The organism is Chromobacterium phragmitis, from assembly GCF_003325475.1.
In the GTDB taxonomy this organism is placed as follows: Bacteria; Pseudomonadota; Gammaproteobacteria; order Burkholderiales; family Chromobacteriaceae; genus Chromobacterium; species Chromobacterium phragmitis.
In genome coordinates, this window is the sequence record NZ_CP029495.1 from 1,373,474 (window position 1) to 1,397,096 (window position 23,623).

Genomic DNA, 23,623 nt, shown 5'->3' on the forward strand with positions numbered 1-23,623 from the left:
GCCCGCTTGTGAAAATTAATGAGCAACATCAATGCCATCTCTCACGGAAAATACCAACAAGGCCTCTATACGCGACAAAATGGTGGGCCGGCTTGTCAAAACCAAGATGTTCCGCCTCAAATTATTCAGCGAAAAAAACAGCGCAACGCTTTTACTATAGAAATAACAGAGTTACCCATAATAAAACTATTTTAATTTCTTTCAGCAATTTGAATCTGCACATGAGAAGTGTCGCATAAGCCATTGGGAAATTATTCCACTTTGGTTTTGACTACCGATCCTCAATCGCTATGATTTACCAACTTTCATTCAGAATGGTGGAAATTCAAAACTCATCATCCCTAAATAGAATGGGAGTATTTCATGAGAAAACCTAGTCTTGCAAGATATTTTCCGGGCAGGAATTTATCTCAATATTGAATAGGCTGATAAAGTGATCGCCATTTTGTCCTCAGGTATTGCCCGCATCCCGTACCTAGCGGCCCTTCTCGGCTCGCCAGTACGGCGCATTCACAACCACTTGGCATTTGATATAACCACGCTAACCGCAGTTGCCGGCTGGGGTTTACGGCCATCATCCCTACGCGCGCAAACATTCTCCCGCATGCACTCGCTACCCTATTGGTCGCTGGAGGACGGTTTTCTCCGTTCCTTGGGATTAGCGGTGTATGGCACGCCACCATTATCCATCGTCCAGGACGACATCGGGATTTATTACGATGCCAACCATCCTTCTCGACTGGAACAAATGCTGAACACCAGTCCATTATCGGATGAGTCGATACGGAATGCCGCCAATGGCTTAGCCTGGATCAAGCGATACCGCTTGTCCAAATACAACCATGCACCGGCTACAGAGTTGCCGCTACGAGCAGGACGAATGCGCGTACTGGTACTGGATCAGACTGAAGGCGATATATCAGTTCAGTTAGGTGGCGCGGATGCTCAGGCCTTTCAAACAATGCTTGCTGCCGCCCGCAATGAGCATCCTGATGCTGAAATATGGGTGAAAACCCATCCCGATGTAGTCGCGCGCAAGAAGCGAGGATATTTGCCTCAGGCTCTAGAGGGTATACGGCTACTGGCCGAAGACATCTGTCCGCAGTCTCTGCTGTCCCAAGTCGATATCGTCTACACCGCCACCTCCCACATGGGCTTCGAAGCGTTGATCGCCGGCTGCAAGGTGGTGTGCTTCGGCATGCCATGGTATGCCGGCTGGGGGTTGACCGACGACCGCCATCCCGACATGCCCAAGCTGAGCGAACGGCGCCAGCGGCGCTGCACTCTGGAAGAGCTGTTCCACGCAGCCTATCTGCAATATGCCCGTTACATTCATCCGGAGACAGGCCAGCCAGGCACCTTCTTTGACGTTGCGGAATGGATTCGGCTGAACCGGGAACTGCGGGAGCAAACGAATGGGACGCTCTGGTGCGTGGGCATGAGCTGGTGGAAACGGGCGGCGGTCTGGCCTTTCCTCAAGACGCCGGGCAACCACCTGCGTTTCATTTCCAGACCAGACAAGCTGCCCGCCGCCTTGCCGCCGGACAGCAAGCTGGTGGTTTGGGGCATGCGGCCGGATGTCGCCGAATGGGCGAAGCAACGCAGCATGCCCTTGCTCAGAATGGAGGATGGCTTCCTGCGCTCGGTCGGCCTCGGCTCCCACCTGATGCCCCCGATGTCGCTGGTGGTGGACCGCGGCGGCCTGTACTACTCGCCGCATTCCGGCTCCGACCTTGAGCGCTTGCTCGACACGCTGCAGCTTGATGATTGGCAAGTCGCGCGCGCGGCGCGTCTCAGGCAGCAGTTGGTCGAGTTGAAGCTCAGCAAGTACAACGTAGGCGGCAGCTTCCAGCTGCCCGCGGAAGCCGCGGGCAAAACCGTGGTGCTGGTGCCGGGGCAGGTGGAAGACGACGCCTCGATCCGCGAAGCCTCTCCGAAGATGCGCGGCAATCTTGAGCTGCTGCGCGAGGCGAGGCGGCTGCGTCCGGATGCCTGGCTGATCTACAAACCGCATCCGGACGTAACATCCGGCAACCGCCGCGGCGCGGTGCCTGCCAGCGATCTGGCCGAATTGGCCGACCAGGTGGCTACCGCGGCCGACATCGCCGACTGTCTGGCGGCCGCGGATGAAGTCCACACCATGACCTCGCAGGCGGGTTTCGAGGCGCTGCTGCAAGGGAAAACGGTGCACTGCTACGGCATGCCGTTTTACGCCGGCTGGGGCTTGACCCAGGACCGGCAGCCGCTTCCCCATCGTCGGCGCGTGCTGACGTTGGACGAGCTGGTCTATGGCACGCTGATCGCCTATCCCCGCTATGTCATCCCCGGACACGATGGTTTCGCCCGCGCCGAGGCGGTTGTGGAATATTTGCGTCGGCAGAAGACCGGCAACCATGCAAACTACGCGGCGAACCACTGGTTTGCCCGTCAATGGCGCAAAGGACGCGGCCTGCTGCGGACGCTGCGCTGAACAATCCTGTAGATATCGCGATGCTCGCCGCCCAACCTTTGCTCAAACACCGCCGGTTGCTGCTATTGCAGGGGCCGATGGGTCCGTTCTTCAACCTGCTCGCCGACTGGCTTGGCAGGAACGGGGTCGCCGTTCACAAGCTCAACTTCAATGGCGGCGACAGGCTTTATCATCGACGGCTCCCGCATACCGACTATCGCGGACGACTGGAGGATTTCGCGCCTTGGCTCATTCAGTTTCTTCAGGCCAGGCAGATAGACGGCGTGATCTGTTTCGGCGATTGCCGCCGCTATCATCAAATAGCGGCCGAAGTCTGCCGTAGCCAGGATCTCGCTTTCTATGCTTTCGAAGAAGGATACTTGCGCCCCGATTACGTCACGCTGGAGCCGGGCGGAGTCAATGCCTACTCGAAACTGGCTGATGATCCTGTCGCCATTCTGGAGCATGAGCCCAGCAGCTTTGCTCCACCGCTACCCACCAGGCCCTCGTTCCGCAGAATGGCGCTGACCGCGATGGGCTACTACGCCGCGGGTTGGCTATCGCGGCGCAGCTATCCCCACTACCGTCACCACAAGGATTTTTCCCCATTCCGCGAGTGCGGATTATGGCTGCGCTCCGGTTGGCGCAAACAGTGGTACCGGATCTGCGAGCGCGGCGTTGAGCGGCGCCTATCGACCAGTCTGAAGCATGATTATTATCTGGTGGCGCTGCAGGTCTTCAACGATAGCCAGATTCTGCACCACAGCCATTATGGAGATGTCGCGGAATTCATCGAGGAGGTCGTCGCCTCCTTCGCGCGCCATGCTCCCGCTCACCGCCATCTGGTTTTGAAACACCATCCAATGGACCGCGGCCATCGCAACTATCGCCATCTTATTCAACGATTGGCGCGGCAAACCGGCATCTCGGACCGAGTCCACTATCTGCACGACGCGCATCTACCCACCTTGCTGAAACAAAGCCAGGGCGTCGTCGTCGTCAACAGCACCGTCGGCCTGTCCGCTCTGCATCACGGCAAGCCGCTGGTTGTGGCCGGACGCGCGCTGTACGACATGAACGGCCTGACATTCCAGCACGGGTTGGATCGTTTCTGGCGAGAATGCCAGCCTCCCCAGCGCGAGCTATACGGCAAGCTGCGTTCCTATTTGCTCAAGCACACCCAGCTGAACGGCGCTTTTTTCGGCATATCCCATTGGCTGCCCCCATCGCCAAAGAGCCTCCCGCTCAGACCCGCCCTCTCTTCCTTGCTGCTCTCGCTGATGACGATTTTCCTCATCGAGGCAGACGAGGCCGCCGAACTTTCGTCTCTGTTGGAATGGTTGGCCAGGCTGTGGCCGGCATGAACGGGAAATTTACCGGATAGACCAGGCAGCGCATGGCGCGCCGCCGGTGTGGATTCATGTAAAAATGAAATTACATGCTCTTCATTGCCATAAAAGTAAAAAATACTTACTGTTTTCCGGCAAGAGTAAAAAATAATCCATCCGGAGCCAATAGATGTCTACCCGTTCCATGCTGTTCGCCGCGCTGTTGTTTTCAGCGCTTCCCGCTGTCGCGGATGTTTCCTTGCTCGTTCCCTTCGCATCCAAGCACTACGGCTGCAACAGCAGCAAGCATCATTGCGATTTCGAGCAGTTCAATCCCGGGCTGGGCGCGGAATGGTCGCCTCAGGAATACCCATGGGGCCGTCCAATCGTGCGTGGCGCGGTATATCGCGACTCCGCCAAGCAAACCGCGTACTACGCCGCCGCGGGATGGCGCAAGGATTTCAATGTGGCGGGCGACTTCAAAATGGGCGTGGGCATTTACGGCGGCTATCTGAACGGCTCCGATCATAACGGTTTCGCCGCCCTGCCCTTCGTATCGCTAGGCTACAAGAAACTGTCGTTCGAGGTCGGCTACGGCGACTCCAAGCTGGGCCACCACAAGCACAAGGAAAACGTGGATCACGTGCTGACGTTCAACGCCCGCTACGATTTCTAAGCTATGCCGGCATAAAAAATGGTCCGACAATGCCGGACCATTTTCATTTATGGAAAACCCACCGGATTCCGGCTCTGCCAGCGCCAGCTATCGCGGCACATTTCTTCCAGACCCTTTTCAGCCCTCCAACCCAGCAAATGCTCGGCGGCGGCTGGGTTGGCCCAGCACTCGGCGATATCGCCCGGGCGGCGCGCGACGATCTCGTGCGGTACGGCCACTTCATTGACGCGCTCGAAAGTCTTCACCATGTCGAGCACCGAGTATCCCTTGCCCGTGCCCAGGTTCGCCGTCAACAATCCCGGCTGCCTGTGTAATGCCTGCACAGCCTTCACATGGCCGACGGCAAGGTCCACCACATGGATGTAGTCGCGCACGCCGGTGCCGTCATGAGTGGGATAATCATTGCCGAACACCTTCAGGCAAGCTTGCTTGCCGCTGGCGACCTGGGTGATGAAAGGCATCAGATTATTCGGGATGCCGTTCGGGTCTTCGCCGATATCGCCGCTCTCGTGCGCGCCGATCGGATTGAAATAACGCAGCAGCGCGATCCGCCATTCCGGCTCCGCCTTGGCGAAATCGCGCAGCATGTCCTCGACGATCAGCTTGCTGCGGCCGTAGGGATTGGTCGCCGACAACGGAAAATCCTCGGTGATCGGCGTGCTGGCCGGATTGCCGTAAACGGTGGCGGAGGAGCTGAACACCAGCCGGTTCACGCCATGGCGCTTCATCGCGCGCAGCAGCGCCAGCGTGCCGCTGACATTGTTCTCGTAATACTCCAGCGGTTTGGCCACCGATTCGCCTACGGCCTTCAAACCCGCGAAATGGATCACCGCGTCGATGGGATGGCGGAACGCTTCATTCAGCGCCGCCTCATCGCGGATGTCGCCATGGATGAAAGTCAGCGGCTTGCCGGCTAACGCCTGCACTCGCCTCAGCGCTTCTTCCTTGCTATTGCAAAGATTGTCCAACACCACCAGCTCATGGCCGGTCTCCAACAATTTAACGCAAGTATGGCTGCCGATATAGCCGGCGCCGCCAGTCACCAAGATCATCATTTCTTCCTATTTTTTTTGAGCGCGCCACCATTGTAGGGAAAGATAAAGAGCCCTGTCCAAAGCAAAACAGCGTCCGGATGGACGCTGTTTCATTGCCGGGCCAAGCGATCAGTGCTTGCGCCCGATCGCCCGCGCGCCGATGTCGCGGCGGTATTGCTTGCCGGCGAACTCGATCGCGTCGGCCAATTGGTAGGCCTTGCCCTGCGCCATCTTGACGCTGTCGCCCAGGCCCACCGCGCACAGCACGCGGCCGCCGCTGGCGCGCAGCTGATGCTGCTCGTCGAACGCGGTCCCGGCATGGAACACGATGCCGTCCTCGCTCTCGGCCGGGATGCCGTGGATGGCGTCGCCCTTGCGCGGCGCATCCGGGTAGCCGGCGGCGGCCAGCACCACGCCCAAGGCAACGCGGCGGTCCCACTCGGCTTCCACTTTGTCCAGTTTGCCGTTGACGCCGGCGTCCAGCAGCTCGGTGAAGTCGGTTTTCAGCCGCGCCATGATGGGCTGGGTTTCCGGGTCGCCGAAGCGGCAGTTGAACTCGATCACCTTGGGATGGCCGGCCTCGTCTATCATCAGCCCGGCGTACAGGAAGCCGGTGTAGGCGTGGCCGTCCTTCTTCATGCCCTGCACCACCGGCTGGATGATTTCGCGCATCACGCGGTTATGCACCGCCGGCGTCACCACCGGCGCCGGGCTGTAGGCGCCCATGCCGCCGGTGTTCGGCCCCTGGTCGTGGTCCAGCAACCGCTTGTGGTCCTGGCTGGTGGCCATCGGCAGCACGTGCTCGCCGTCCACCATCACGATGAAGCTGGCTTCCTCGCCGGCCAGGAAGTCCTCGATCACCACCCGGCTGCCGGCATCGCCCATCTTGTTGCCCAGCAGCATGTCGTCGATGGCCGCGTGCGCCTCGTCCAGCGTCATCGCCACCACCACGCCCTTGCCTGCGGCCAGGCCGTCTGCCTTGATCACGATGGGCGCGCCCTTGCCGTCCACATAGGCGCGCGCGGCGGCGGCGTCGGTGAAGGTCTGGTAGTCCGCGGTGGGAATGCCGTGGCGCTGCATGAAGGCCTTGGCGAAGTCCTTGGAGCTTTCCAGCTGCGCGCAGTACTGCGTCGGGCCGAACACCTTCAGCCCCTCATTGCGGAAGGCGTCCACCACGCCGGCGGCCAGCGGCGCCTCCGGGCCGACCACGGTCAGGTCGATCTTCTCTTCCTTGGCGAAGGCCAGCCACTCGGCCACGCCGTTGGCCGGGATATTGGTCAGGTTCGCGTCCTGCGCGGTGCCGGCGTTGCCCGGCGCGACAAACACCTTGGACACGCGTTTGGACTTGCCGATGCGCCAGGCCAGCGCGTGCTCGCGGCCGCCGGAGCCGATCACGAGAACTTTCATGGTTTTCTTCCGTTACGCGAAGCGCCCCGCGGGGCGTTTCGTCTGCAATGATTATCGTCGAAGACGGGCAAAACCGCCCCTCTTCCCGGCCCCTCCCCCCTCAAGGGGAAAGGTGTCGGCGCGCGGGCGTCATTCGCCCGCGCGCCGAATCAAATACTGCATCAATGACGGAAATGGCGCACGCCGGTCAACACCAGCGCGATGCCGTGCTCGTCGGCGGCGGCGAACACTTCTTCGTCGCGCATGGAGCCGCCCGGCTGGATGATGGCCTTGATGCCCTGCTCGGCGATGACGTCGATGCCGTCGCGGAACGGGAAGAAGGCGTCAGACGCCGCCACCGCGCCGGCCAGGCTCAAGCCGGCGTCCTGCGCCTTGCGCGCGGCGATGCGGGTGGAATCCACCCGGCTCATCTGGCCGGCGCCGATGCCGGCGGTCTGGCCATCCTTGCAGAACACGATGGCGTTGGACTTGACGAACTTGGCCACGCGCCAGGCGAACAGCAGGTCCGACATTTCCTGCGCCGTCGGCTGGCGCTTGCTGACCACGCGCAGCTCGTCCAGGCCCACGTTGCGGATGTCCGGCGTCTGCACCAGCACGCCACCGCCCACGCGCTTCAGCTCGAAGCGGTTGGCGCCGGCCTGCAGCGGGATCTCCAGCACGCGCACGTTCTTCTTGGCGGCGATGATGGCCTTGGCCTCCTCGGTGAAGGACGGCGCGATCAGCACCTCCAGAAACTGGCCGGTCACGGCCTCCACCGTCGCCGCGTCCACCGGGCGGTTGAAAGCGATGATGCCGCCGAAGGCGCTGGTGGTGTCGGTGGCGAAGGCCAGCTTGTACGCGGACAGCGTGTCCGGGCCGACGGCCACGCCGCACGGATTGGCGTGCTTGACGATGACGCAGGCTGTTTGCTCGAAGGTCTTCACCGCTTCCCAGGCGGCGTCGGCGTCGGCGATATTGTTGTAGGACAGCTCCTTGCCCTGCAGCTGCTGGTAGTGGGCGATGCTGCCGGCGGCCGGGTCCAGATCGCGGTAGAAGGCGGCGGCTTGGTGCGGGTTCTCGCCGTAGCGCATGTCCTGCACCTTGATGAACTGGGCGTTCAGGCGGTTCGGGAAGGCCACGCGCTCCGGCTTGCCCGCCACCACGCCGTCGGCCAGGCTGGTCAGGTAGTTGGAGATCGCGCCGTCGTAGGCGGCGGTGTGGGTGAAAGCTTTCTTGGCCAGCTCGAAGCGGGTGGCCTTGGCAAGCCGGCCGTCGTTGGCCTTCAATTCTGCCGCCAGCGCCGGGTAGTCTCCGCTGTCGGTGACGATGGCGACGTGGGCCCAGTTCTTGGCGGCGGAGCGCACCATGGTCGGGCCGCCGATGTCGATGTTTTCGATCGCGTCCTCCAGCGAACAATCCGGATTGGCGATGGTGGACTCGAACGGGTAGAGGTTGACGCAGACCAGGTCGATGTTGCCGATGCCGTGCTCGGCCATGGTGGATACGTGCTCGGGCAGGTCGCGGCGGCCCAGGATGCCGCCATGCACCTTCGGATGCAGCGTCTTGACGCGACCGTCCAGCATTTCCGGGAAGCCGGTGTAGTCGGACACCTCGGTCACTGCCAGGCCCGCGTCCTGCAACAGCTTGGCGGTGCCGCCGGTGGACAGGATGTGCACGCCCAGGGCGGACAGTTCCCTGGCGAATTCCAGCACGCCGCTCTTGTCGGACACGCTGATCAGCGCTCGTTCGATCTTGGTCATGTTTCTCTACCGCTTTGGCTATGGATAAACACAAAAAAACCGGCCATCCTGTTACGGTATGGCCGGTTATCTTCAAATCAAATCATACGACTTCATCTTTTTGCGGAGGGTGTTGCGGTTCAAGCCCAGCAACTCCGCCGCTCGCGTCTGGTTGCCTTGGGTGTGTATCAGCACCACCTCCAATAGCGGCTTTTCCACGCAGGCGAGCACCATGTCGTAGATGGCGGACGGCGCCTCGCCGTCCAGATCGCGAAAATACTGTTCCATCGCCAGCCTCACCGACTGCGAAATGTGATCGTTGTTTTGCATATTGTTATTGCTATCCAGATCCAGGGGTCCCCATGAGGCCGCGCGCTCAAGCGCAGCGTGCCTCGCCCTCCGCCACGGTCCCGCCGTCGCGGTCCAACTTGTCCTCATCCTCGACTACATAGCTTAGACGATCGCCTGCCTCGCCAAGTCGGGAGAAATACTGATCCACCGCCAGTCGCTGCTGATCGGTGCTTTCCAACTGATACATCTGCTGGCGGAAGGCGTTGCCGCCAACCAGGCCCTTGGTGTACCAGGCGATGTGCTTGCGCGCGATGCGGCAGCCCGAGTATTCGCCGTAAAAGCCGTACAGCTCGTCCAGATGGCCCAGCATCAGCTCGCGGATCTCGCCCACGGTCGGCGGCGGCAGCGTCTCGCCAGTGTCCAGATAATGCTGGATCTCGCGGAAGATCCACGGCCGGCCCTGCGCAGCGCGGCCTATCATGATCGCGTCGGCGCCGGTGTAGTCCAGCACCTGCTTGGCCTTGGCCGGCGAATCGATGTCGCCGTTGGCGAACACCGGAATCGAAATCGCGCGCTTCACCTCGCGTATCGTGTCGTACTCCGCGTCGCCGCGGTACATGTCTTCACGGGTGCGCCCGTGCAAGGCCAGCGCCGCGATACCGGCTTCCTCGGCCATTTTAGCCACCGCCAGCGCGGTCTTCACTTCGCGGCTCCAGCCGGTGCGCGTTTTCAGCGTCACCGGGACATCCACCGCCTTGACCACCGCTTCCAGGATGCGGCCGACGTTGTCCAGATCGCGCAGCAGCGCCGAACCGGCCGCCACATTGCATACTTTCTTCGCCGGACAGCCCATGTTGATGTCGATGATCTGCGCGCCATGCTCCACGTTGAGCCGGGCCGCGTCGGCCAGCATTTGCGGCTCGCCGCCGGCGATCTGCACCACGATGGGCTCAACCTCGCCTTCGTGGTTGGCGCGGCGCAGCGTCTTGGGCGTGGTCCACAAGGCCTTGTTGGCGGTGATCATCTCCGACACCGCCATTCCCGCACCCAGCCGCTTGCACAGCATGCGGAAGGGCCTGTCCGTCACCCCGGCCATCGGCGCCACGATCAGCCGGTTTTTCAGTTGGTACGGTCCTATCTGCATGACGAATAAATTACGGGTAATGACTGGGAAGGGTCGGTATTGTATAGCGATTTGCGTCGGACGGGAAAAATTTTTGCTTATTTTTTAAGCAGAGGCGATAGCCGCGAGTAATCGCGGCCCTATCGGGAATGGGGTGGGAGTCGGCCGATAAGCCGGGTTCTGTCGTTGGACAATCATTCCTCTAGGCCTGCCGTTGCCGACAGGCTCAAGCAACCTACCCGGGGACAACGCGAGCCACGTTGGCGTCCCCCTATTTGGTCTTGCTCCGGATGGGGTTTAGCCTGCCGTCCGTGTCGCCACGTCCGCGGTGCGCTCTTACCGCGAGCGGGTTACCCCGCCCGTCCAGGCCGGCTTGCGCCTCCCGGTACACCTTTTCACCCTTGCCTGATCCGCCCTTGCGGGTTTTTCCGGGGCAAGCCCCGGAAAAAGACTTAGTCGCCCTTGCGGTCGACAAGTCCGGCCATCGGCGGTTCAGCTCTCTGTTCCACTTTCCGTCGCCTCGCGGCGCCCGGCCGTTAGCCGGCATCCTGCTCTGCGGAGCCCGGACTTTCCTCCCCGTCCTTGCGGACGCGGCGATTGCCTGGCCAACTCCCGGGCGCGATTTTAACGGAATTTGAATTGCGCCGCCTGACAATTTTTCATGACATTCAGGATAATCCCGTATACTGACCATCCCTTTTCGAAGCCCGAGATCGTGATGGAGTGGAATCCAGCCCGGCTGTCGCGTCTGCAGCTGTTCGGCACTCTGGCCATCGTGTTCGCGCTGGCGCTGACCCTGGCCAGCTACTTCCTGATGATGAGCTGGCACGACTTCCAATCCGGACGACAGAACATTGAGCAGGAGGCGGACGCGCGCGCGCGCGACGGCCTGCAAGCCTACGCCGACCACGCCGCGTTGCTGCTGTCGGCGCTGCGCGAACGCACCAACGACACCATGCGCCACCAACTGCGCGAGCAAGTGGATCAGGCCTGGAAGCTGGCCGACGCCATCTGGCGCCGCGAGCACGCGCGCCAGAGCCCGGCGCAGGTGCGAAAGCTGATCGTCGAGGCGTTGCGCCCGCTGCGCTATTTCGATGGCCGCGGCTATTTCTTCATCGACACCCTGGACGGCCGCTGCGTGCTGCTGCCCACCGCGCCCGAACGCGAAGGCCGCTCGCTGCTGGACAACCGCGACGACCATGGCCGCTACATCATGAAAGGGCTGATCGAGTCGGTGGACAACGCCTCCGGCCGCGGCTTCTCCGCCTATCGCTGGTATCTGCCCGGCGCCGGCCGCATGGACGACAAGATCACCTACGCCCGCCGCTTTCCCCGCTACGGCTGGCTGATAGGCAGCGGCGAATACATCAGCAATGTCGAGGCAGCGCTGCAGCAGCAGGGCCTGGACACGCTGGCGCGGATGCGAGCCAGCCAAACCGGCGGCGAGCTGATGATCATAGATCGCCAGGGCATCATCCGGTTCTACCCCACCCGGCCGGCGCTGGTGGGCAAGCCTTACCGCAAATTGCCCGCCGCCGAACGTGCCCGCGCCGAACAACTGACCCAAATGGCGAAACGCGGCGGCTTCGTCGAGTACAGCCAGCTGGATGATTCCGGCCAGGCCGCCGACAACTACCTCGCCTACGCCCGCCAGCTGCCAGGCTGGGACTGGACCCTGGTCACCAGCGTCAAGGTGCAGACCATACGCGACGACAGCCTGCGCGCCGCGCAGCGGCTGAAAGGCAGGCTGGCCGAACGCATCCTGGCCACGCTGGCCATGACCCTGGTCGCCATGCTGTGCGCCGGCCTGCTGTCCTGGTATTTCGTGCGCTGGATGGGCGCGCTGGTGCGCCGCTATCAGCAAGACCTGGCGCAAAGCCACCTGTCGCTGAAAGAGCAAGCGCGGCAATTGCGGCTCAGCCACTTCATGATCGACAACGCCACCGAGCTGGTGGCGCTGCGCAACAGCCTGGGCGAGGTGGTGTACTGCAACCAGGCGCTGAGGCAGGCTCCGGAGCTGGTCGACGCGCTGTTCCGCCACCCGCCCGGCGATTATCCGCTGACCTTCGAAATCCAGAACGGCGCGGAGGCCGGCGAACGCTATCTGGAAGTCACCATCAATCAGCTCGGCTACCAAGGCGACGTCTATCTGTGCGCCACCGCGCGCGACATCAGCGCCCGCCGCCAGGCCGAGCGCCAACTCCGCCTGGCCGCCCGGGTGTTCGAATCCAGCAACGAGGCCATCCTGGTGTCCAACCCGGACAACCGCATCCTCACCGTCAACCGCGCCTTCACCCTCATCACCGGCTACGACGAGGCCGAAGTCCGCGGCCAGAAACCGTCGCTGCTATTCTCCGAGCGCCACGAGCCGGCCTTCTTCCAGCAAATGTGGCAGACGCTGCAGCAACGCGGCCAATGGTCGGGCGAAATCTGGAACCAGCGCAAGAGCGGCGAGCACTTCCCTTGCTGGGTCAACATCAGCGTGCTGCTAGACGCGCGCGGCGAGGTCAGCCACTTCGTCGCGCTGTTCACCGACATTTCCGAGCGCAAGGAGCAAGAGGCGCGGGTTCAGCACATGGCCGAATACGACGCGCTGACAGACCTGCCCAACCGGGTGCTGGTCAACGACCGCCTGCACCAGGCGATCCGCCAGGCCGAGCTGCAGCATAGCCAACTGGCGGTGTTGTTCGTCGATCTCGACCACTTCAAGAACATCAACGACACGCTGGGACACTGCGCCGGCGACGAACTATTGAAGGAAGTGGCCCGTCGGCTGGCCGGCGCGGTGCGCGGCCTGGACACCGTGGGCCGCACCGGCGGCGACGAGTTCGTGCTGATCCTGCCGGCGATCAACCAGCCCGGCGAAGCCGCGCAGATCGCCGAACGCATCCTGCGCACCATCCAGCAGCCCTTCCAGATCGGCGAGCACTCGCTGGTGGTCGGCTGCAGCATAGGCATCAGCCTGATGCCGGATGACGGCAGCGACATCCAGACCCTGCTGATGAACGCCGACCTGGCGATGTACCACGCCAAGGCCCATGGCCGGAACACTTTCCGCTTCTATACCCGCGAGATGAACACACAGGTGGCCGAACGACTGCTGATGGAAAACCGGCTGCGGCGGGCGATGGAGCGCGAACAGCTATACCTGGTCTACCAGCCGCAATACGACATGGCCGGCCAGCGGCTGCTGGGCTGCGAGGCGCTGCTGCGCTGGCGCGATCCGGACGAGGGCCTGATCATGCCCGGCCGCTTCATCCCGGTGGCCGAGGACACCGGCCTGATCGTGCCCCTGGGCCGCTGGGTGCTGGACCAGGCCTGCCGCCAGGCCAGCCTGTGGCTGCGCGCCGGCCTGGCCCCGATGCGGGTGGCAGTCAACGTGTCCGCTCACCAGTTGATGCGGCACGACTTCATCGACGACGTGCGCGAGGCGCTGCAGCGGCACGCGCTGCCCGGCCATTGCCTGGAGCTGGAAGTGACGGAAAGCACGCTGATGGCGGACGCCGACCTGGCCTCGCGCCAGCTGGCGGTAATCAAGGCGATGGGCGTGCGGCTGGCGATAGACGATTTCGGCACCGGCTACTCCAGCCTCGCCTACCTGAAGCGCTTCGCGCCGGACGTGGTGAAGATAGACCGCTCCTTCATCAGCGATCTGCCCGGCGACGAGGAGAACGCCGCCATCGTCAGCGCCATCGTCCACCTGGCCTGCGCCTTGGGCATGGAAACGCTGGCGGAGGGCGTCGAAAACGAAAACCAGCAGCGCTTCCTCCAGACGCTGGGCTGCGAGGCGATGCAAGGTTACCTGCTGGGCAGCCCCTTGGCCGAGGAAATGATGACCCGGCGGCTGGAACAGCAGCACAAGCCTCTGGAGGCGGTTTAGCGCCGGCTACCGCCGGCGACATCCCGTCCGTCCGCAAGCCAGCCGCCGACGGACAGCACCAGCAATACCAGCGCGGCGGCGGCGGCGACATCCAGCACCCGAGCCAGTCCCAAGCCACCCAGCAGCGTCAGGTGCGCGGCCGCCAGCGCGCTGCGGGCGGCGAAGGCGGGGCGATAGGCGCGGAACAGCGCCAAGCTCAATATGCCAGCCGCGCCCAACGCCGTCGCCTGCGCAAAACCGCCGCTCAGCAGCCCCGCCAGCGCCATGCCGCACGGCGCGCCGATCAGGGCCGCGCTGACGCGTTGCCAGCTCTTGTCCCGCGCCGCGGCCCAGCCGCCGACGCAAACGCTGGCGCCGGACCACACCAGCCATTGACCGTAAGGCAAACGATTGGCTGCCGCCAGCCACGCCAACAGGCCGACGCAGGCGAAAGCCACGCCGAACGCAGGCCTGCCGCCGGGCCTCGCCTCCGCGCCATCGCGCCGCCCCGCCAGCGCGTGCAGCGCCCAAGCCGCCAGCGCGCCGCCGGCCAGCCAAGGCAGCTCGCGTCCAACCGATGCGCCGCGCTCGGCCATTTCATAACCCAGATACAAGGCCGGGATGAGAGTGAAATTGGCGGCCGAGCGCCAAGCGGCGCGGCGGCCGCCAAGCCGGCACGACCATTCCGCCGCCAGCGCGCAAGCCAGCGCGAACCCCGCCGGCCATTTCCACAGCCAGGCCAGCAACGCGCTGCCTAACACCGCCAGCGACGCCTGCGCCAAGCCTGCCCGCCCGCTGAGCCGGCCTTTCTCCATCGCGATCAGGCAGCACGCCGCCAGCATGCCGCCGCTCAGCCAGCGCGCGTCCTCCGTCGCCAGACCGGCAGCCAGAAACGGCGCCAGCAGCATCGTGACGCGGGCAGCCAGGTAACCATTGAAATGCCGGCCCAGCGCGCGCGCGATCGATGCCATCACAACGCCTCCAACTGCTCCTGCGTGACGATGCCGGCGATGGTAGCCAGTTGCCGCATCGACATCTGGTGCTCCTCCTCGCTGGCCGCCGCGCAGGCGGGCTCCAGCACCAGCACGCGGTAGTCGCGGTCGTGCGCGTCGCGCGCGGCGGCCTGCACCGCCCAGGTGCTGCTGACGCCGGCCACCACCAGCCGCTCGATGCGCTGCGCGCGCAATACTGCTTCCAGGCCGGTGGCGTAGAAGGGGCTGACCCGATGCTTGGCGACTATCGCGTCCTCCGGACGCACGTCCAGCTCAGGATGGAAGGCGGTGCCGTCACCCTGCAGATTCAACGCCTGCAACTCTTGCGCGCGGCTGAACATGGCCGATCCCTGCGGCATTTCCACATAGGACGACGAAAAGCCAACCTTGACATGAATCACCGGCCAGCCGCGCGCGCGCGCCAGCGCGATCGCGCGGTTGGCCTCGGCGATCACGGCGCGCTCGGCGGCGTGGCCGGCGCAACGCGCCACCCGGCCTTGCGGATGCATGATGTCGATGATGTAGTCCAGCGTCAGCAATGCGGTTTTCATGCGTGCTCCTTGCTCGTCTATCTAATGAAAATCAGTCCTCATCTGCTGCGGCGAGCCGCTCCAGCAACTCGCCTGCCCGCCGCAGCAGTTCCCGCTCCTCGGCGCTCAGCCCTTGCAACGACCGCTGCAGCCAGCCGTCGCGCAGTTGGCGGTTGCGCCGCAGCGCGGCCGCGCCCGCTTCGGACAGCCCGACCCGCACCCGGCGGCCGTCGTCCGGGTCCTGAGTGCGGCGGATCAGGCCGGAAGCGTCCAGTTCGCGCAGCGCGCTGGCCAGGTTGGACGAGCGCAGGCTCTCGCGGCGCGCCAACTCGGTCGGCGTGATGTCGCCGCCGGCGCGGTCGATCGCGCCCAGCACCGTCAACAGCCCGAAAGACAACGTGTCCTTGCTGCCCTGGCTGCGCAGCCGGCGCGTCATGGCCATCAGTTGCTGACGCAAACGAGTCGCTTCTTTCATATTCGGATTATTTCTTTCCATTTATCTATTATTATATAGCTATGCAAATATAGCAATTTTTCTCGCATGGATCAAAAAAGCCCGGCGATGAGCCGGGCTTTTCTTCCATCACCTCGAACGGCATCTAATCGAACCGCAGCGTGTAGCGCGACTCCGCCGACATCGCGGTGCCGGCGCGCAGAATCACCGACCAGCCCTTTGACAGCTGATAGGCCAGCTTCACTGCCTGGTCGGCGCTGCTGATGCCGTACTCGTAGCCCAGGTAAAGCTCGCGCGTCAACTGGCGGCCCACCGTCACCACCTGTTCGGCCGGGCTGACCGTGCCGTTGGACAGCGTCTTTTCCTTGCGGCTGGACACGCCCAGGTCGTCGAACAGGCCGATGTGGTCGTTGATCGAGCCGGCCAGCATCATGCCGGCCGAGGCGGCCAGGTCGTTGTTGTCGCGGTCGCCGCTAGCGGCCCGGCCCAACACCAGCCAGGCCAGCCTGTCCTTTTCCGCCATCGGCTCGTCGCTGGTCAGCCTCACTTTCGGGGCCGCCACCGAACCGCTGACCTCGACGCCCGCGCCCACCGGCGACAGCCGGCGTTTGGCTTGAACGTTGAGCAGGGGATTGTCCAGAGGTCCGTTAAAGGTGATCACGCCGAAGGCGATGTCCAGATCCTGCCCATAGGCCTTGTAACGCCCCTTGACCACCCGGACCTGGCCTCGCGCCGCCGGCGCTTCGCCCGGATTGGCGCTGACATGCACCAGACCGGACAGCTCCACGTCCAGACCCTGGCCGGTGAAGCGGAAGCGGTCGCCCAAATCCAGATCCAACGCCACCGTCAGCGGCATGCTGGCGAAGGCCGAAGGCTCGGGCGGCTGCCGCCCCACCACCACCACATCGCCACTCAAATCGGGCGCGCCCAGCTTGGGCAGGCCGATGCGGCCCTGATCGGCCCGGATTCGGCCGACCAAGGACAACTTGCCGCCGACGAAGGCCAGCTCGCTCTGGCCAGACACCACCAGCCGGCGTCCCGGCCGGTCGAATACGCTGAAGCTTTGCAGCGCCACCTTGATCCGCGCATCCGGCAAATCGTCGCTGAGGTCCAGCGAGCCGCTGGCGGTGACATCGCCTTTGCCGCTGACGAAGCGCAGTTGCTGCAGCGTCAGCCTGCGGCCGTCGATGCGGGCTTGCAGCGTGCCGTCGCCCAACGCGACGCCGGTGCGGCGGTCGGCGAACTTCAGTTGCTCGCCGCGAATCTGGCCCAGCGCCTGCGGCGCCGCCAACGGGCCGCTCAGATCAAGGCTGGCATGCAGCTGGCCGCCCAGCTCCAAGCCCGGGCCGGACAATTCAGCCAGCGTGGACAAGGCCGGCAGGCTGGCGCGCAGCGTGCCGGACACGGGCGTGCGGCCGTCGATATGGCCGCCGTTCCACGGCAGGCTGCCCTGGCCCTGCGCCTGGGCGAAGCGGCTGTCCAGGTTGAGCTTGAACGCCAGCCGGCGGCCATCCAGGTCCAGGTCCACCCGCGCGGCCTTCAAGCCCAGCGGCACCGGCCGGCCCTTGCTCTGCGGCAGCAGCGCGTCGCCGCCGCTGCGCCACAGCGCCAGTTGCCCCTGGCCGGACGGCGACAGCCCCCAGTCGGCGTCGAATTGCAGGTTGTGTTCCACCGGCAGCTTCAGCAACGGTCCCAGCTCGGCCAGCCGGATGCCGCGCGCGTTGCCGTGGCTGCTGAGCGCGCCATTGGCCTGGCGGGTGAAGTCCGCCAGACTCAGGCTGCCGCCCAGCAAGGCCAGCCGGGCCGCGCCCAGCTTCACCATGCCGTCCGCGCCTAGCTGCAGCGCGGCCGGGGCCTGCAGGCTGAGCCCCGGCTTGCCGCTCAGGTCCAGTTTCTGCACGCTGCCTTGCCAACCGCCGGCATCGGTCAACCCGCCGCTGGCCGCCAGCGCCAGCCCGTAATTGAGTTCGTCGACGCGGAAGCGGCCATCCAGCTGCAAACCGTGGCGGGCGCGGGTGCCGGACGCGCGGGCGCGCAGCTGTTCGGCGCGCACGCCGCCGGCCTGCAGCGCCGCCACGTCCAGGCTGAGCTGGAAGGGGCTGGATTGATCGGCCTTGATGTTGCCGGCGAATTGCAGCGACTGCAGCGCCACGCCGCCCGGCAGCTTGAGCTTGTCGGCCTGCAGCTTGGCATTGAGCAGCGGCGCCTTGGGCACGCCCGCCAGCTCGCCCTGGCCCTGGATGGTGCCGGCGAAGCCTGGCCCCAGCAGCGACAGATTCGGCGCGTTGATCGCCAGCTTCAGCTTGTCGCCGGCGACCCCGTAGCTGCCATTGGCCTGCAGCCGGTTGTCCGCCAGGCGGATGTCCATCAGCAGTTGCTTCAAACGGCGCTGATCCAACAACACGTTGGCGCTGCCGGACAGCGGCGCGCCGGACAGCCGGCTGGGCGCGAATTGCAGCTTGGCGCCCACTTCCAGCGGCTCGGCCAATTGGCCGGCCATTTTCAGGGTGGCGTTCAGGTCGCCCTTGGGCAGGCTGGGCTGCAGCCTGGACGGATCGGCGCGGGTCAGCGTGCCGTTCAATTCGAACAGCTGGCGGCCGGACAGGCCCAGCTTGCCGTTGACGCTGATCGCGCCGCCGCCGGTGCCCAGCTCCAGCTTTTTCAGCAGCAAGGCCTGCTGCTTGCCCTCGGCCAACTCCAGCAGCGCGTCGGCGCTCAGTTGCCGGCCCTTCAGTTGCGCGGCGACGCGCGGCGAGCTCGGCGCGCCCTCAACGGAGATCCTGCCGCCTATCGCCTCATCCGGCGCGGCCTCATGCAACTGGCGCAAAGCCACCCCGCGCAGGTCAGCCGCCAGCTTGATCGCGCCCGGCTTGACTTCGCCGGACAGATCCACCCGCCCGCCGGCCGCTTCGGCATGGCTGTCGTACAGCTCCAGCGCCTTGTCGTCGGCTCGGAACTGCCCCACCAGCAGCGATAGCGGCAGCTTGTGCGCCGACAGCGCGCCGGGCTCGGTGTTGATCAGGGTCAGCCCGCCCTTGACCCGCTGGCCGGCGTCCGGCTCGGCGAACACCGCGAAGCTGAGCCTGCCCTTCGGCCAGGACGGCAGGATGGCCTGCGGATTGATGTTGCCGACCCGGGCATCCAGCCGCGCCAGCCGGTTGAACGGATTGGCGTCGAACGGACGCGCGGCGCCGGACAGCTCCACGCTGAGCCCCTTGCCGTCCATCTGGCCGCTGAAGGCCGGCTTGAGCAGATCGCCTGACAGCTTCAGCCTGGCCCGTACCGCCACCTGCTCCAGTTCGCCATGAGCGGCCAACTGGCCGGACAGCGCGAACGGCGACGCCGACGCCAGCTCCAGGCCTGCGTCGACGCCGCCCCATGGCGTCTCCAGCCGCCGCAGCTGCAACCGATGGTGCCCGCCGTCGTAGTCATAGCCGGCTTGCAGCCGGTACACATTGAGCTGGGCCGGCTCCAGCGTCAGGCTGGCCAGCGACAGCTCGCCCACCCGCACCTGGAGCGGCAGGGCCAGCGAACGCGGCGCCTCCAGCGGCGTCGGCTTCTCCTCGGGCTTGGGCCGGCTCAGCACCCGCACATGGCCCAGCGCCAGCCGGTCGATGTCCAGCTTGCCGCGCCACAGCGCCGCCGGCTGCCAATCCAGCTTCAACGATTCGATGTCCACGTCGTCGCCGGCGCTGCGGACCCGGACGTCGCGCAAGGCGAAGCCTTGCCACAGCGAGCCCTCTACCGCGCCGACGCTGAACAGGCCGCCGCTGAGGCGGCCGGCGCCGTGCAGCGCCCAGGCGAAGCCGGCCGGGCTGGCGCTGAGCCAGCCCAGCGCGGCCAGCAGCAGCGCGAAAAACAGCGCCAGCGCGCCGAAGAAAACGCGCCAGCGGCGCGGCCGGCGCGGGGGAGTGGGCGCCTGCTCCGGCGCCTCGTTCATGGGAATGTGCTTGTCGCTCATGGGAATCAGAAGGCCAGGCCCAGGCTGAGGTTCCAACGGATCTTGCCGTCGCGCTCGGCCTTGGCGATATCGAAAGACAGCGGCGCCACCGGGCTCATCCAGCGCACGCCGACGCCATTGGCGTGCTCGGGCTGGAAGCCCTTCCAGCTGTCGCCGGCGTTGCCGGCGTCGGTGAACAGCGCCAGATACCAGTCCGGCTTGATCGGAATCTGGTATTCGAGGCTGCCGGAGGCCACCACCCGGCCACCCAGCACCGACCCGTTCGGGCCGGACAGGCCCAGGCTCTGGTATTCATAGCCGCGCACGCTGTTGGCGCCGCCGGCGCGAAACAGCAGCGTGGACGGCACCTGGGCGCCGTCTCCCGCCCACACCTGGCCCACTTCCAACCGGGTGACCAGGGTGCCGTATTTGGGGAAAGGCGACCAATAGCCGACGGCGCGGCCGTAGGCGCGCACCAGCGAAGTGGTGGAGCCGAACTGCCCCAGCGAGCCGGACAGCCTGCCATCCAGCAGATAGCCGCTGCGCGGCCGCATCGGATCGTCCACAGCGCGTTGGGTCCAGCCGTACACCAGCTGGGTGACATGGGTGTCGCTGCTCAGCACGCCGCCGGCTTCGGAGCTTTCCTTCAGGAACTCCACCCCCATCCGCGCCTCGATATTGCCGCGGCTGCGTATCCGCCACACGCCGGCATCCACGCTGTCGGTCTTCAGACCTTGCACCGTTTCGGACTTGAACGCGCTGGTCACCGAGTGGGAATAGCCGTCCGACTGGCGCGGGAACCCCAGGCCGAAACTCACCGCCTGCTGGTTCCGCTTCCAGTCCAGCAGCAGCGAGCCGGTGTAGCCGCGGCGGAAAATATTGTAGTGGTCGTAGCCGACCCGCACGCCGGGGCCTTCCTCGGAGTCGTAGGTCAGGCCCAGCTCCACTTTCTGGCGCGGCATTTCCACCACGTCCACCGTCACCGGCACGCGGTTGTCGGCGATATGGTCGAAATCGGCACTGACGATCACCGACGAAAAATGCGGATCCTGCTCCAGCGCGGACTGATACGCCAACAACTTGTCCTGGGTGAACGGCGAGCCGGGATTGAAGTCCGCCATGCCCAACGCCACCTTCTGCGGGTAGCGCTTCATGCCGTTGACGGTGATCTTGCCAAAACCGATGGCCGGGCCACTGTCCAGCTTCACTTCCAGCGTGGCGAGCCGGGTGGCGGGGTCTATCCTGGCCTCGCTGGACACGATGCGCGCCCTGGGGAAGCGATCCGCCTGGATTCTGCGCAGCACCGCGCGCTTGCCCGCGTCCCAGTCCGATTGGCGATAGGGCGCGCCCATCGGCAGCGTCCACGCCTCCAGCACCTGGGCCAGCCGCTGCTGGTAATCGCCCTGCTGTCGTATGTCGCCGTCCAGCCGGATAGTGACGTCGTCGATCAGCACCGGCTCGCCGGGGCTGACCTTGACCCGCACCCGGTTGCCGCTCTCCAGCGAGGCGTCCACCTTGGCGCCGAAATAGCCCTCGGTCTCCAGCAGCTTCTTCGCCTCGTCCGGCGTGCTCTTCACCAGCGCCTCCAGCCATCCCAGGTCCACATCCGGGTCTTTCTGGCTTTCCGTCAGCTCCAGATTGTCGCGCAGCAGTTGCGCCAAGTCGGACGGCGCGTCGATTTCCACCCTGTATTCAACGCCGGCATGGGCCTGGGCCGCCAGCAGGCAGGCGGCCAGCATCAGCCCTCGGCAAGGGGCGTAAGCGCGCGGCGGCAGGAAGGGAAAACGTGGCATGGTTCGATTCAAAAGGGGATGTCGCATGGTAACGGAAGTCAGCGGGGCTGGCGACCGGCAAACGATTGTCAAACAAGGGATGTCTGACCATGTCCCCCCGCTCAAGTTCACTTCCGCCTATCCATGCGCAAGGCATCAAACCGGCCAAACCGGCGCATGCGAATATCGTTCGGCCCTACGCCTGCCGCGCAGCCCTGCCAAAAACCATCGGGATGCGCCAATCGATCGTCGCCACTCAACGCCCGGCACCCGGCGCGGCACACCCGGCAGGCGTGACGGCGATGTCCAGATACGCGCAGATCAGGACAAGCAGCTCGCGCCTCAGGCCGGGCTCGGCCAGCAGGCCGCGCCGCGCCGCGTTGTGGATCACGCCCTCGATCGCCGACGACAGCAGGTGGGCGGCGAGGCCGTCCGCGTCATCCGGTCCGCGATGCCTGGCCACGACGACGCCGTACAGCCGCAGATATTCGTCCAGGAACGCTTGGTGCGCCGCCTCGCTCGCATAGGGATTGGGCAGATCGAGCAGGACCCGGTGCAAGGCCGGAAAATCGCGGTGGATGGCGATCATCCCGTCCACCAGCGCCTCGGGCGCGGCCCGGCCATCGATAGCGCTACGCAGCACCGCCAGCACCGCGTCGAAGTGGCGGCGGCGGATGGCGTCGACCAGCGCGGTCTTGTCGGGAAAGTATTGATACAGCGAGCCGATGCTGACGCCGGCGACGCCCGCCACCTCGTTGGTGGTGAAGCCGGCCCAGCCGCGGGCGTCCAGAACGCGAGCGCCGGCCTCGACGATCGCGTCCACCATCGCGCGGGAACGCGCCTGGCGCGGGGCCTTGCGCATGGCCGCCGCGGCGCCGGGAATGCGAGTGGACACGCCTGCCTCCTCGGAAAACAATTCAATCATGTCTACATAGCATGAATGGAGAGGCCGGCACCATGAGCGCGAATCGACTATTGACGCGGATGTTCCGCTACCAGGCATGGGCCAACGAGGAAATGTTGGCGGCCATCGCCGGGCTAGACTGCGAATGCCACGCCGAGGAGCGCCGCCTGGCGCTGCGGCTGATGAACCACTGCCTGGTGGTGAACCGGATCTTCGCCGCCCATCTGCAAGGCATTCCGCATGGTTTCGCCGCCGACAACACGCCGGATACGCCGGAGCCGGAAGCGCTGCGGCGGGAGACCGCGGCGCTGGACCGCTGGTATCTGGACTACGCCGCCGGCGCCGCGCCGGCGACGCTAGCGCAAGCCATCCCCTTCGCCTTCACCGACGGCGACAACGGCCATATGACGCGCGAGGAAATGCTGACCCACGTCGTCACCCACGGCGGCTACCACCGCGGCGAAGCCGGCCGGCTGCTGACCCAGGCCGCCGCGCGCCACCCGCTGGGCGTCGAACTGCCCTGGGACACCTACGCGGTGCATCTGCATCGGACCGAGCCCGCGCGCCGGCGGCAAGGCGATATTCAATCGGCCTGAGGCCGGGTGGCTTGGAAAACCGCTTGCGCCAACGGCAGGCTGAAGCGCGCGCGGTGCTGGCCGGGGCCGCTGTAGTCGAGCGCGACCGGCACGCCCTCCTCCACGCCATCGCCCTCCAGCAGCGCGAAGCCCATCCGCTGGTGAAACGCGATGGACGCCGCATTGCCCGGCGAGGTGATGGCTTGCGCCTCCAAGCATCCCCGCTCGCGCGCCGCCGCGAAGAAACGGCGGTACAAGCTGCGCCCAATCTCCTTGCCGCGGGCCGCCGGCGACACGCCGACAAAATGGATGTAGCCGATCTCCGGCCGCGACTGGGACTGGAAACCCACCAGGAAACCGACGATCTCCTCCCCCTCCACCGCCGCGAAGCCGGTATCGGAGAAATGATCGAAGAACATGCGGTGCAACAGATGGCTCACCTGGCGCCCGCCCCACCAATCGTCCATCACCGAGGAAATGAACGCGAAGTCGCTGGGTTGAATCTGTCGGATCAGCATGCGGCACGCCTTTCTGTGGCGATCGTCGGCCGGCCTCCCGCTCCGCGGCTGGC

Annotated in this window: 17 protein-coding genes and 1 other RNA gene; 5 read left to right on the top strand and 13 right to left on the bottom strand. The window is 65.0% G+C overall.

The window, feature by feature from the left end; all coding sequences use genetic code 11:
* The first annotated feature begins 433 nt into the window (after window positions 1-433).
* From DK842_RS06555 to DK842_RS06565, 3 genes are all read left to right on the top strand, one after another.
* A complete protein-coding gene (locus tag DK842_RS06555) occupies window positions 434-2,470 on the top strand; it encodes a capsular polysaccharide biosynthesis protein (RefSeq protein ID WP_198414648.1) in 2,037 nt (678 codons plus the stop codon).
* 20 nt (window positions 2,471-2,490) lie between these two features.
* Window positions 2,491-3,813 carry a capsule biosynthesis protein gene (locus tag DK842_RS06560; protein WP_114063647.1) on the top strand — a complete coding sequence of 441 codons (1,323 nt, stop codon included), beginning with the start codon at window positions 2,491-2,493 and terminating at the stop codon, window positions 3,811-3,813.
* A gap of 154 nt (window positions 3,814-3,967) precedes the next feature.
* Window positions 3,968-4,453 (top strand): hypothetical protein, encoded by a 486-nt coding sequence (locus DK842_RS06565; RefSeq protein WP_145963982.1) that lies wholly within the window; start codon window positions 3,968-3,970, stop codon window positions 4,451-4,453.
* 47 nt (window positions 4,454-4,500) lie between these two features.
* Here DK842_RS06565 and galE read toward each other — a convergent pair whose 3' ends face one another.
* The 6 genes from galE to rnpB all read right to left on the bottom strand — a co-directional run bounded on the left by galE (window position 4,501) and on the right by rnpB (window position 10,639).
* Window positions 4,501-5,508, bottom strand: coding sequence for a UDP-glucose 4-epimerase GalE (gene galE / locus DK842_RS06570; protein WP_114060746.1), 1,008 nt, complete (start codon window positions 5,506-5,508; stop codon window positions 4,501-4,503).
* A gap of 108 nt (window positions 5,509-5,616) precedes the next feature.
* Entirely contained in the window at window positions 5,617-6,894 is a 1,278-nt protein-coding gene (gene purD / locus DK842_RS06575; protein WP_114060747.1) for a phosphoribosylamine--glycine ligase, read from the bottom strand.
* A 161-nt stretch (window positions 6,895-7,055) separates the two neighbouring features.
* Window positions 7,056-8,633 (bottom strand): bifunctional phosphoribosylaminoimidazolecarboxamide formyltransferase/IMP cyclohydrolase, encoded by a 1,578-nt coding sequence (gene purH / locus DK842_RS06580; protein WP_114060748.1) that lies wholly within the window; start codon window positions 8,631-8,633, stop codon window positions 7,056-7,058.
* 72 nt (window positions 8,634-8,705) lie between these two features.
* The gene (locus DK842_RS06585) at window positions 8,706-8,942 is read right to left on the bottom strand and encodes a helix-turn-helix domain-containing protein (protein ID WP_011134100.1); all 237 of its coding nucleotides are present in this window, start codon (window positions 8,940-8,942) and stop codon (window positions 8,706-8,708) included.
* 46 nt (window positions 8,943-8,988) lie between these two features.
* Complete coding sequence (dusB, locus tag DK842_RS06590; protein ID WP_114060749.1) at window positions 8,989-10,047, bottom strand: tRNA dihydrouridine synthase DusB; 1,059 nt, start codon at window positions 10,045-10,047, stop codon at window positions 8,989-8,991.
* Window positions 10,048-10,179: 132 nt separating this feature from the next.
* Window positions 10,180-10,639: RNase P RNA component class A (rnpB, locus tag DK842_RS06595), an RNA gene on the bottom strand.
* 105 nt (window positions 10,640-10,744) lie between these two features.
* Here rnpB and DK842_RS06600 point away from each other — a divergent pair.
* A complete protein-coding gene (locus tag DK842_RS06600) occupies window positions 10,745-13,906 on the top strand; it encodes a bifunctional diguanylate cyclase/phosphodiesterase (protein ID WP_114063648.1) in 3,162 nt (1,053 codons plus the stop codon).
* Here the strand turns inward: DK842_RS06600 and DK842_RS06605 are convergent.
* The 6 genes from DK842_RS06605 to DK842_RS06630 all read right to left on the bottom strand — a co-directional run bounded on the left by DK842_RS06605 (window position 13,903) and on the right by DK842_RS06630 (window position 22,498).
* On the bottom strand, window positions 13,903-14,856 hold the full coding sequence (locus DK842_RS06605; protein WP_114060750.1) for a hypothetical protein: 954 nt from the start codon (window positions 14,854-14,856) through the stop codon (window positions 13,903-13,905). The two genes, DK842_RS06600 and DK842_RS06605, sit on opposite strands and share 4 nt — an antisense overlap.
* On the bottom strand, window positions 14,856-15,428 hold the full coding sequence (locus tag DK842_RS06610; protein WP_114060751.1) for a cysteine hydrolase family protein: 573 nt from the start codon (window positions 15,426-15,428) through the stop codon (window positions 14,856-14,858). The genes DK842_RS06605 and DK842_RS06610 overlap by 1 nt, the downstream gene beginning before the upstream one ends.
* A 31-nt stretch (window positions 15,429-15,459) precedes the next feature.
* Entirely contained in the window at window positions 15,460-15,882 is a 423-nt protein-coding gene (locus tag DK842_RS06615; protein WP_232538615.1) for a MarR family winged helix-turn-helix transcriptional regulator, read from the bottom strand.
* A gap of 124 nt (window positions 15,883-16,006) precedes the next feature.
* The gene (locus tag DK842_RS06620) at window positions 16,007-19,822 is read right to left on the bottom strand and encodes a translocation/assembly module TamB domain-containing protein (RefSeq protein ID WP_114060753.1); all 3,816 of its coding nucleotides are present in this window, start codon (window positions 19,820-19,822) and stop codon (window positions 16,007-16,009) included.
* Between the two features lie 5 nt (window positions 19,823-19,827).
* Window positions 19,828-21,594: an autotransporter assembly complex protein TamA gene (locus tag DK842_RS06625; RefSeq protein ID WP_168194828.1), complete on the bottom strand. Its 1,767-nt coding sequence runs from the start codon at window positions 21,592-21,594 to the stop codon at window positions 19,828-19,830.
* Between the two features lie 235 nt (window positions 21,595-21,829).
* Complete coding sequence (locus DK842_RS06630; protein WP_198414649.1) at window positions 21,830-22,498, bottom strand: TetR/AcrR family transcriptional regulator; 669 nt, start codon at window positions 22,496-22,498, stop codon at window positions 21,830-21,832.
* Window positions 22,499-22,530: 32 nt separating this feature from the next.
* Here DK842_RS06630 and DK842_RS06635 point away from each other — a divergent pair, with 32 nt between their 5' ends.
* Window positions 22,531-23,073: a DinB family protein gene (locus DK842_RS06635; RefSeq protein WP_114063650.1), complete on the top strand. Its 543-nt coding sequence runs from the start codon at window positions 22,531-22,533 to the stop codon at window positions 23,071-23,073.
* Here the strand turns inward: DK842_RS06635 and DK842_RS06640 are convergent.
* Window positions 23,061-23,570 carry a GNAT family N-acetyltransferase gene (locus DK842_RS06640; protein ID WP_114060754.1) on the bottom strand — a complete coding sequence of 170 codons (510 nt, stop codon included), beginning with the start codon at window positions 23,568-23,570 and terminating at the stop codon, window positions 23,061-23,063. The genes DK842_RS06635 and DK842_RS06640 overlap by 13 nt on opposite strands.
* Window positions 23,571-23,623: the final 53 nt, after the last annotated feature.

Bases quoted from the DNA above. Each gene is read 5' to 3' on its own strand.
- DK842_RS06560 (WP_114063647.1), top strand. From the start codon at position 2,491: ATGCTCGCCGCCCAACCTTTGCTCAAACACCGCCGGTTGCTGCTATTG.
- DK842_RS06565 (WP_145963982.1), top strand. From the start codon at position 3,968: ATGTCTACCCGTTCCATGCTGTTCGCCGCGCTGTTGTTTTCAGCGCTT.
- galE (WP_114060746.1), bottom strand. From the start codon at position 5,508: ATGATGATCTTGGTGACTGGCGGCGCCGGCTATATCGGCAGCCATACT.
- purD (WP_114060747.1), bottom strand. From the start codon at position 6,894: ATGAAAGTTCTCGTGATCGGCTCCGGCGGCCGCGAGCACGCGCTGGCC.
- purH (WP_114060748.1), bottom strand. From the start codon at position 8,633: ATGACCAAGATCGAACGAGCGCTGATCAGCGTGTCCGACAAGAGCGGC.
- DK842_RS06585 (WP_011134100.1), bottom strand. From the start codon at position 8,942: ATGCAAAACAACGATCACATTTCGCAGTCGGTGAGGCTGGCGATGGAA.
- dusB (WP_114060749.1), bottom strand. From the start codon at position 10,047: ATGCAGATAGGACCGTACCAACTGAAAAACCGGCTGATCGTGGCGCCG.
- DK842_RS06600 (WP_114063648.1), top strand. From the start codon at position 10,745: ATGGAGTGGAATCCAGCCCGGCTGTCGCGTCTGCAGCTGTTCGGCACT.
- DK842_RS06605 (WP_114060750.1), bottom strand. From the start codon at position 14,856: ATGGCATCGATCGCGCGCGCGCTGGGCCGGCATTTCAATGGTTACCTG.
- DK842_RS06610 (WP_114060751.1), bottom strand. From the start codon at position 15,428: ATGAAAACCGCATTGCTGACGCTGGACTACATCATCGACATCATGCAT.
- DK842_RS06615 (WP_232538615.1), bottom strand. From the start codon at position 15,882: ATGAAAGAAGCGACTCGTTTGCGTCAGCAACTGATGGCCATGACGCGC.
- DK842_RS06620 (WP_114060753.1), bottom strand. From the start codon at position 19,822: ATGAGCGACAAGCACATTCCCATGAACGAGGCGCCGGAGCAGGCGCCC.
- DK842_RS06625 (WP_168194828.1), bottom strand. From the start codon at position 21,594: ATGCCACGTTTTCCCTTCCTGCCGCCGCGCGCTTACGCCCCTTGCCGA.
- DK842_RS06630 (WP_198414649.1), bottom strand. From the start codon at position 22,498: ATGATTGAATTGTTTTCCGAGGAGGCAGGCGTGTCCACTCGCATTCCC.
- DK842_RS06635 (WP_114063650.1), top strand. From the start codon at position 22,531: ATGAGCGCGAATCGACTATTGACGCGGATGTTCCGCTACCAGGCATGG.
- DK842_RS06640 (WP_114060754.1), bottom strand. From the start codon at position 23,570: ATGCTGATCCGACAGATTCAACCCAGCGACTTCGCGTTCATTTCCTCG.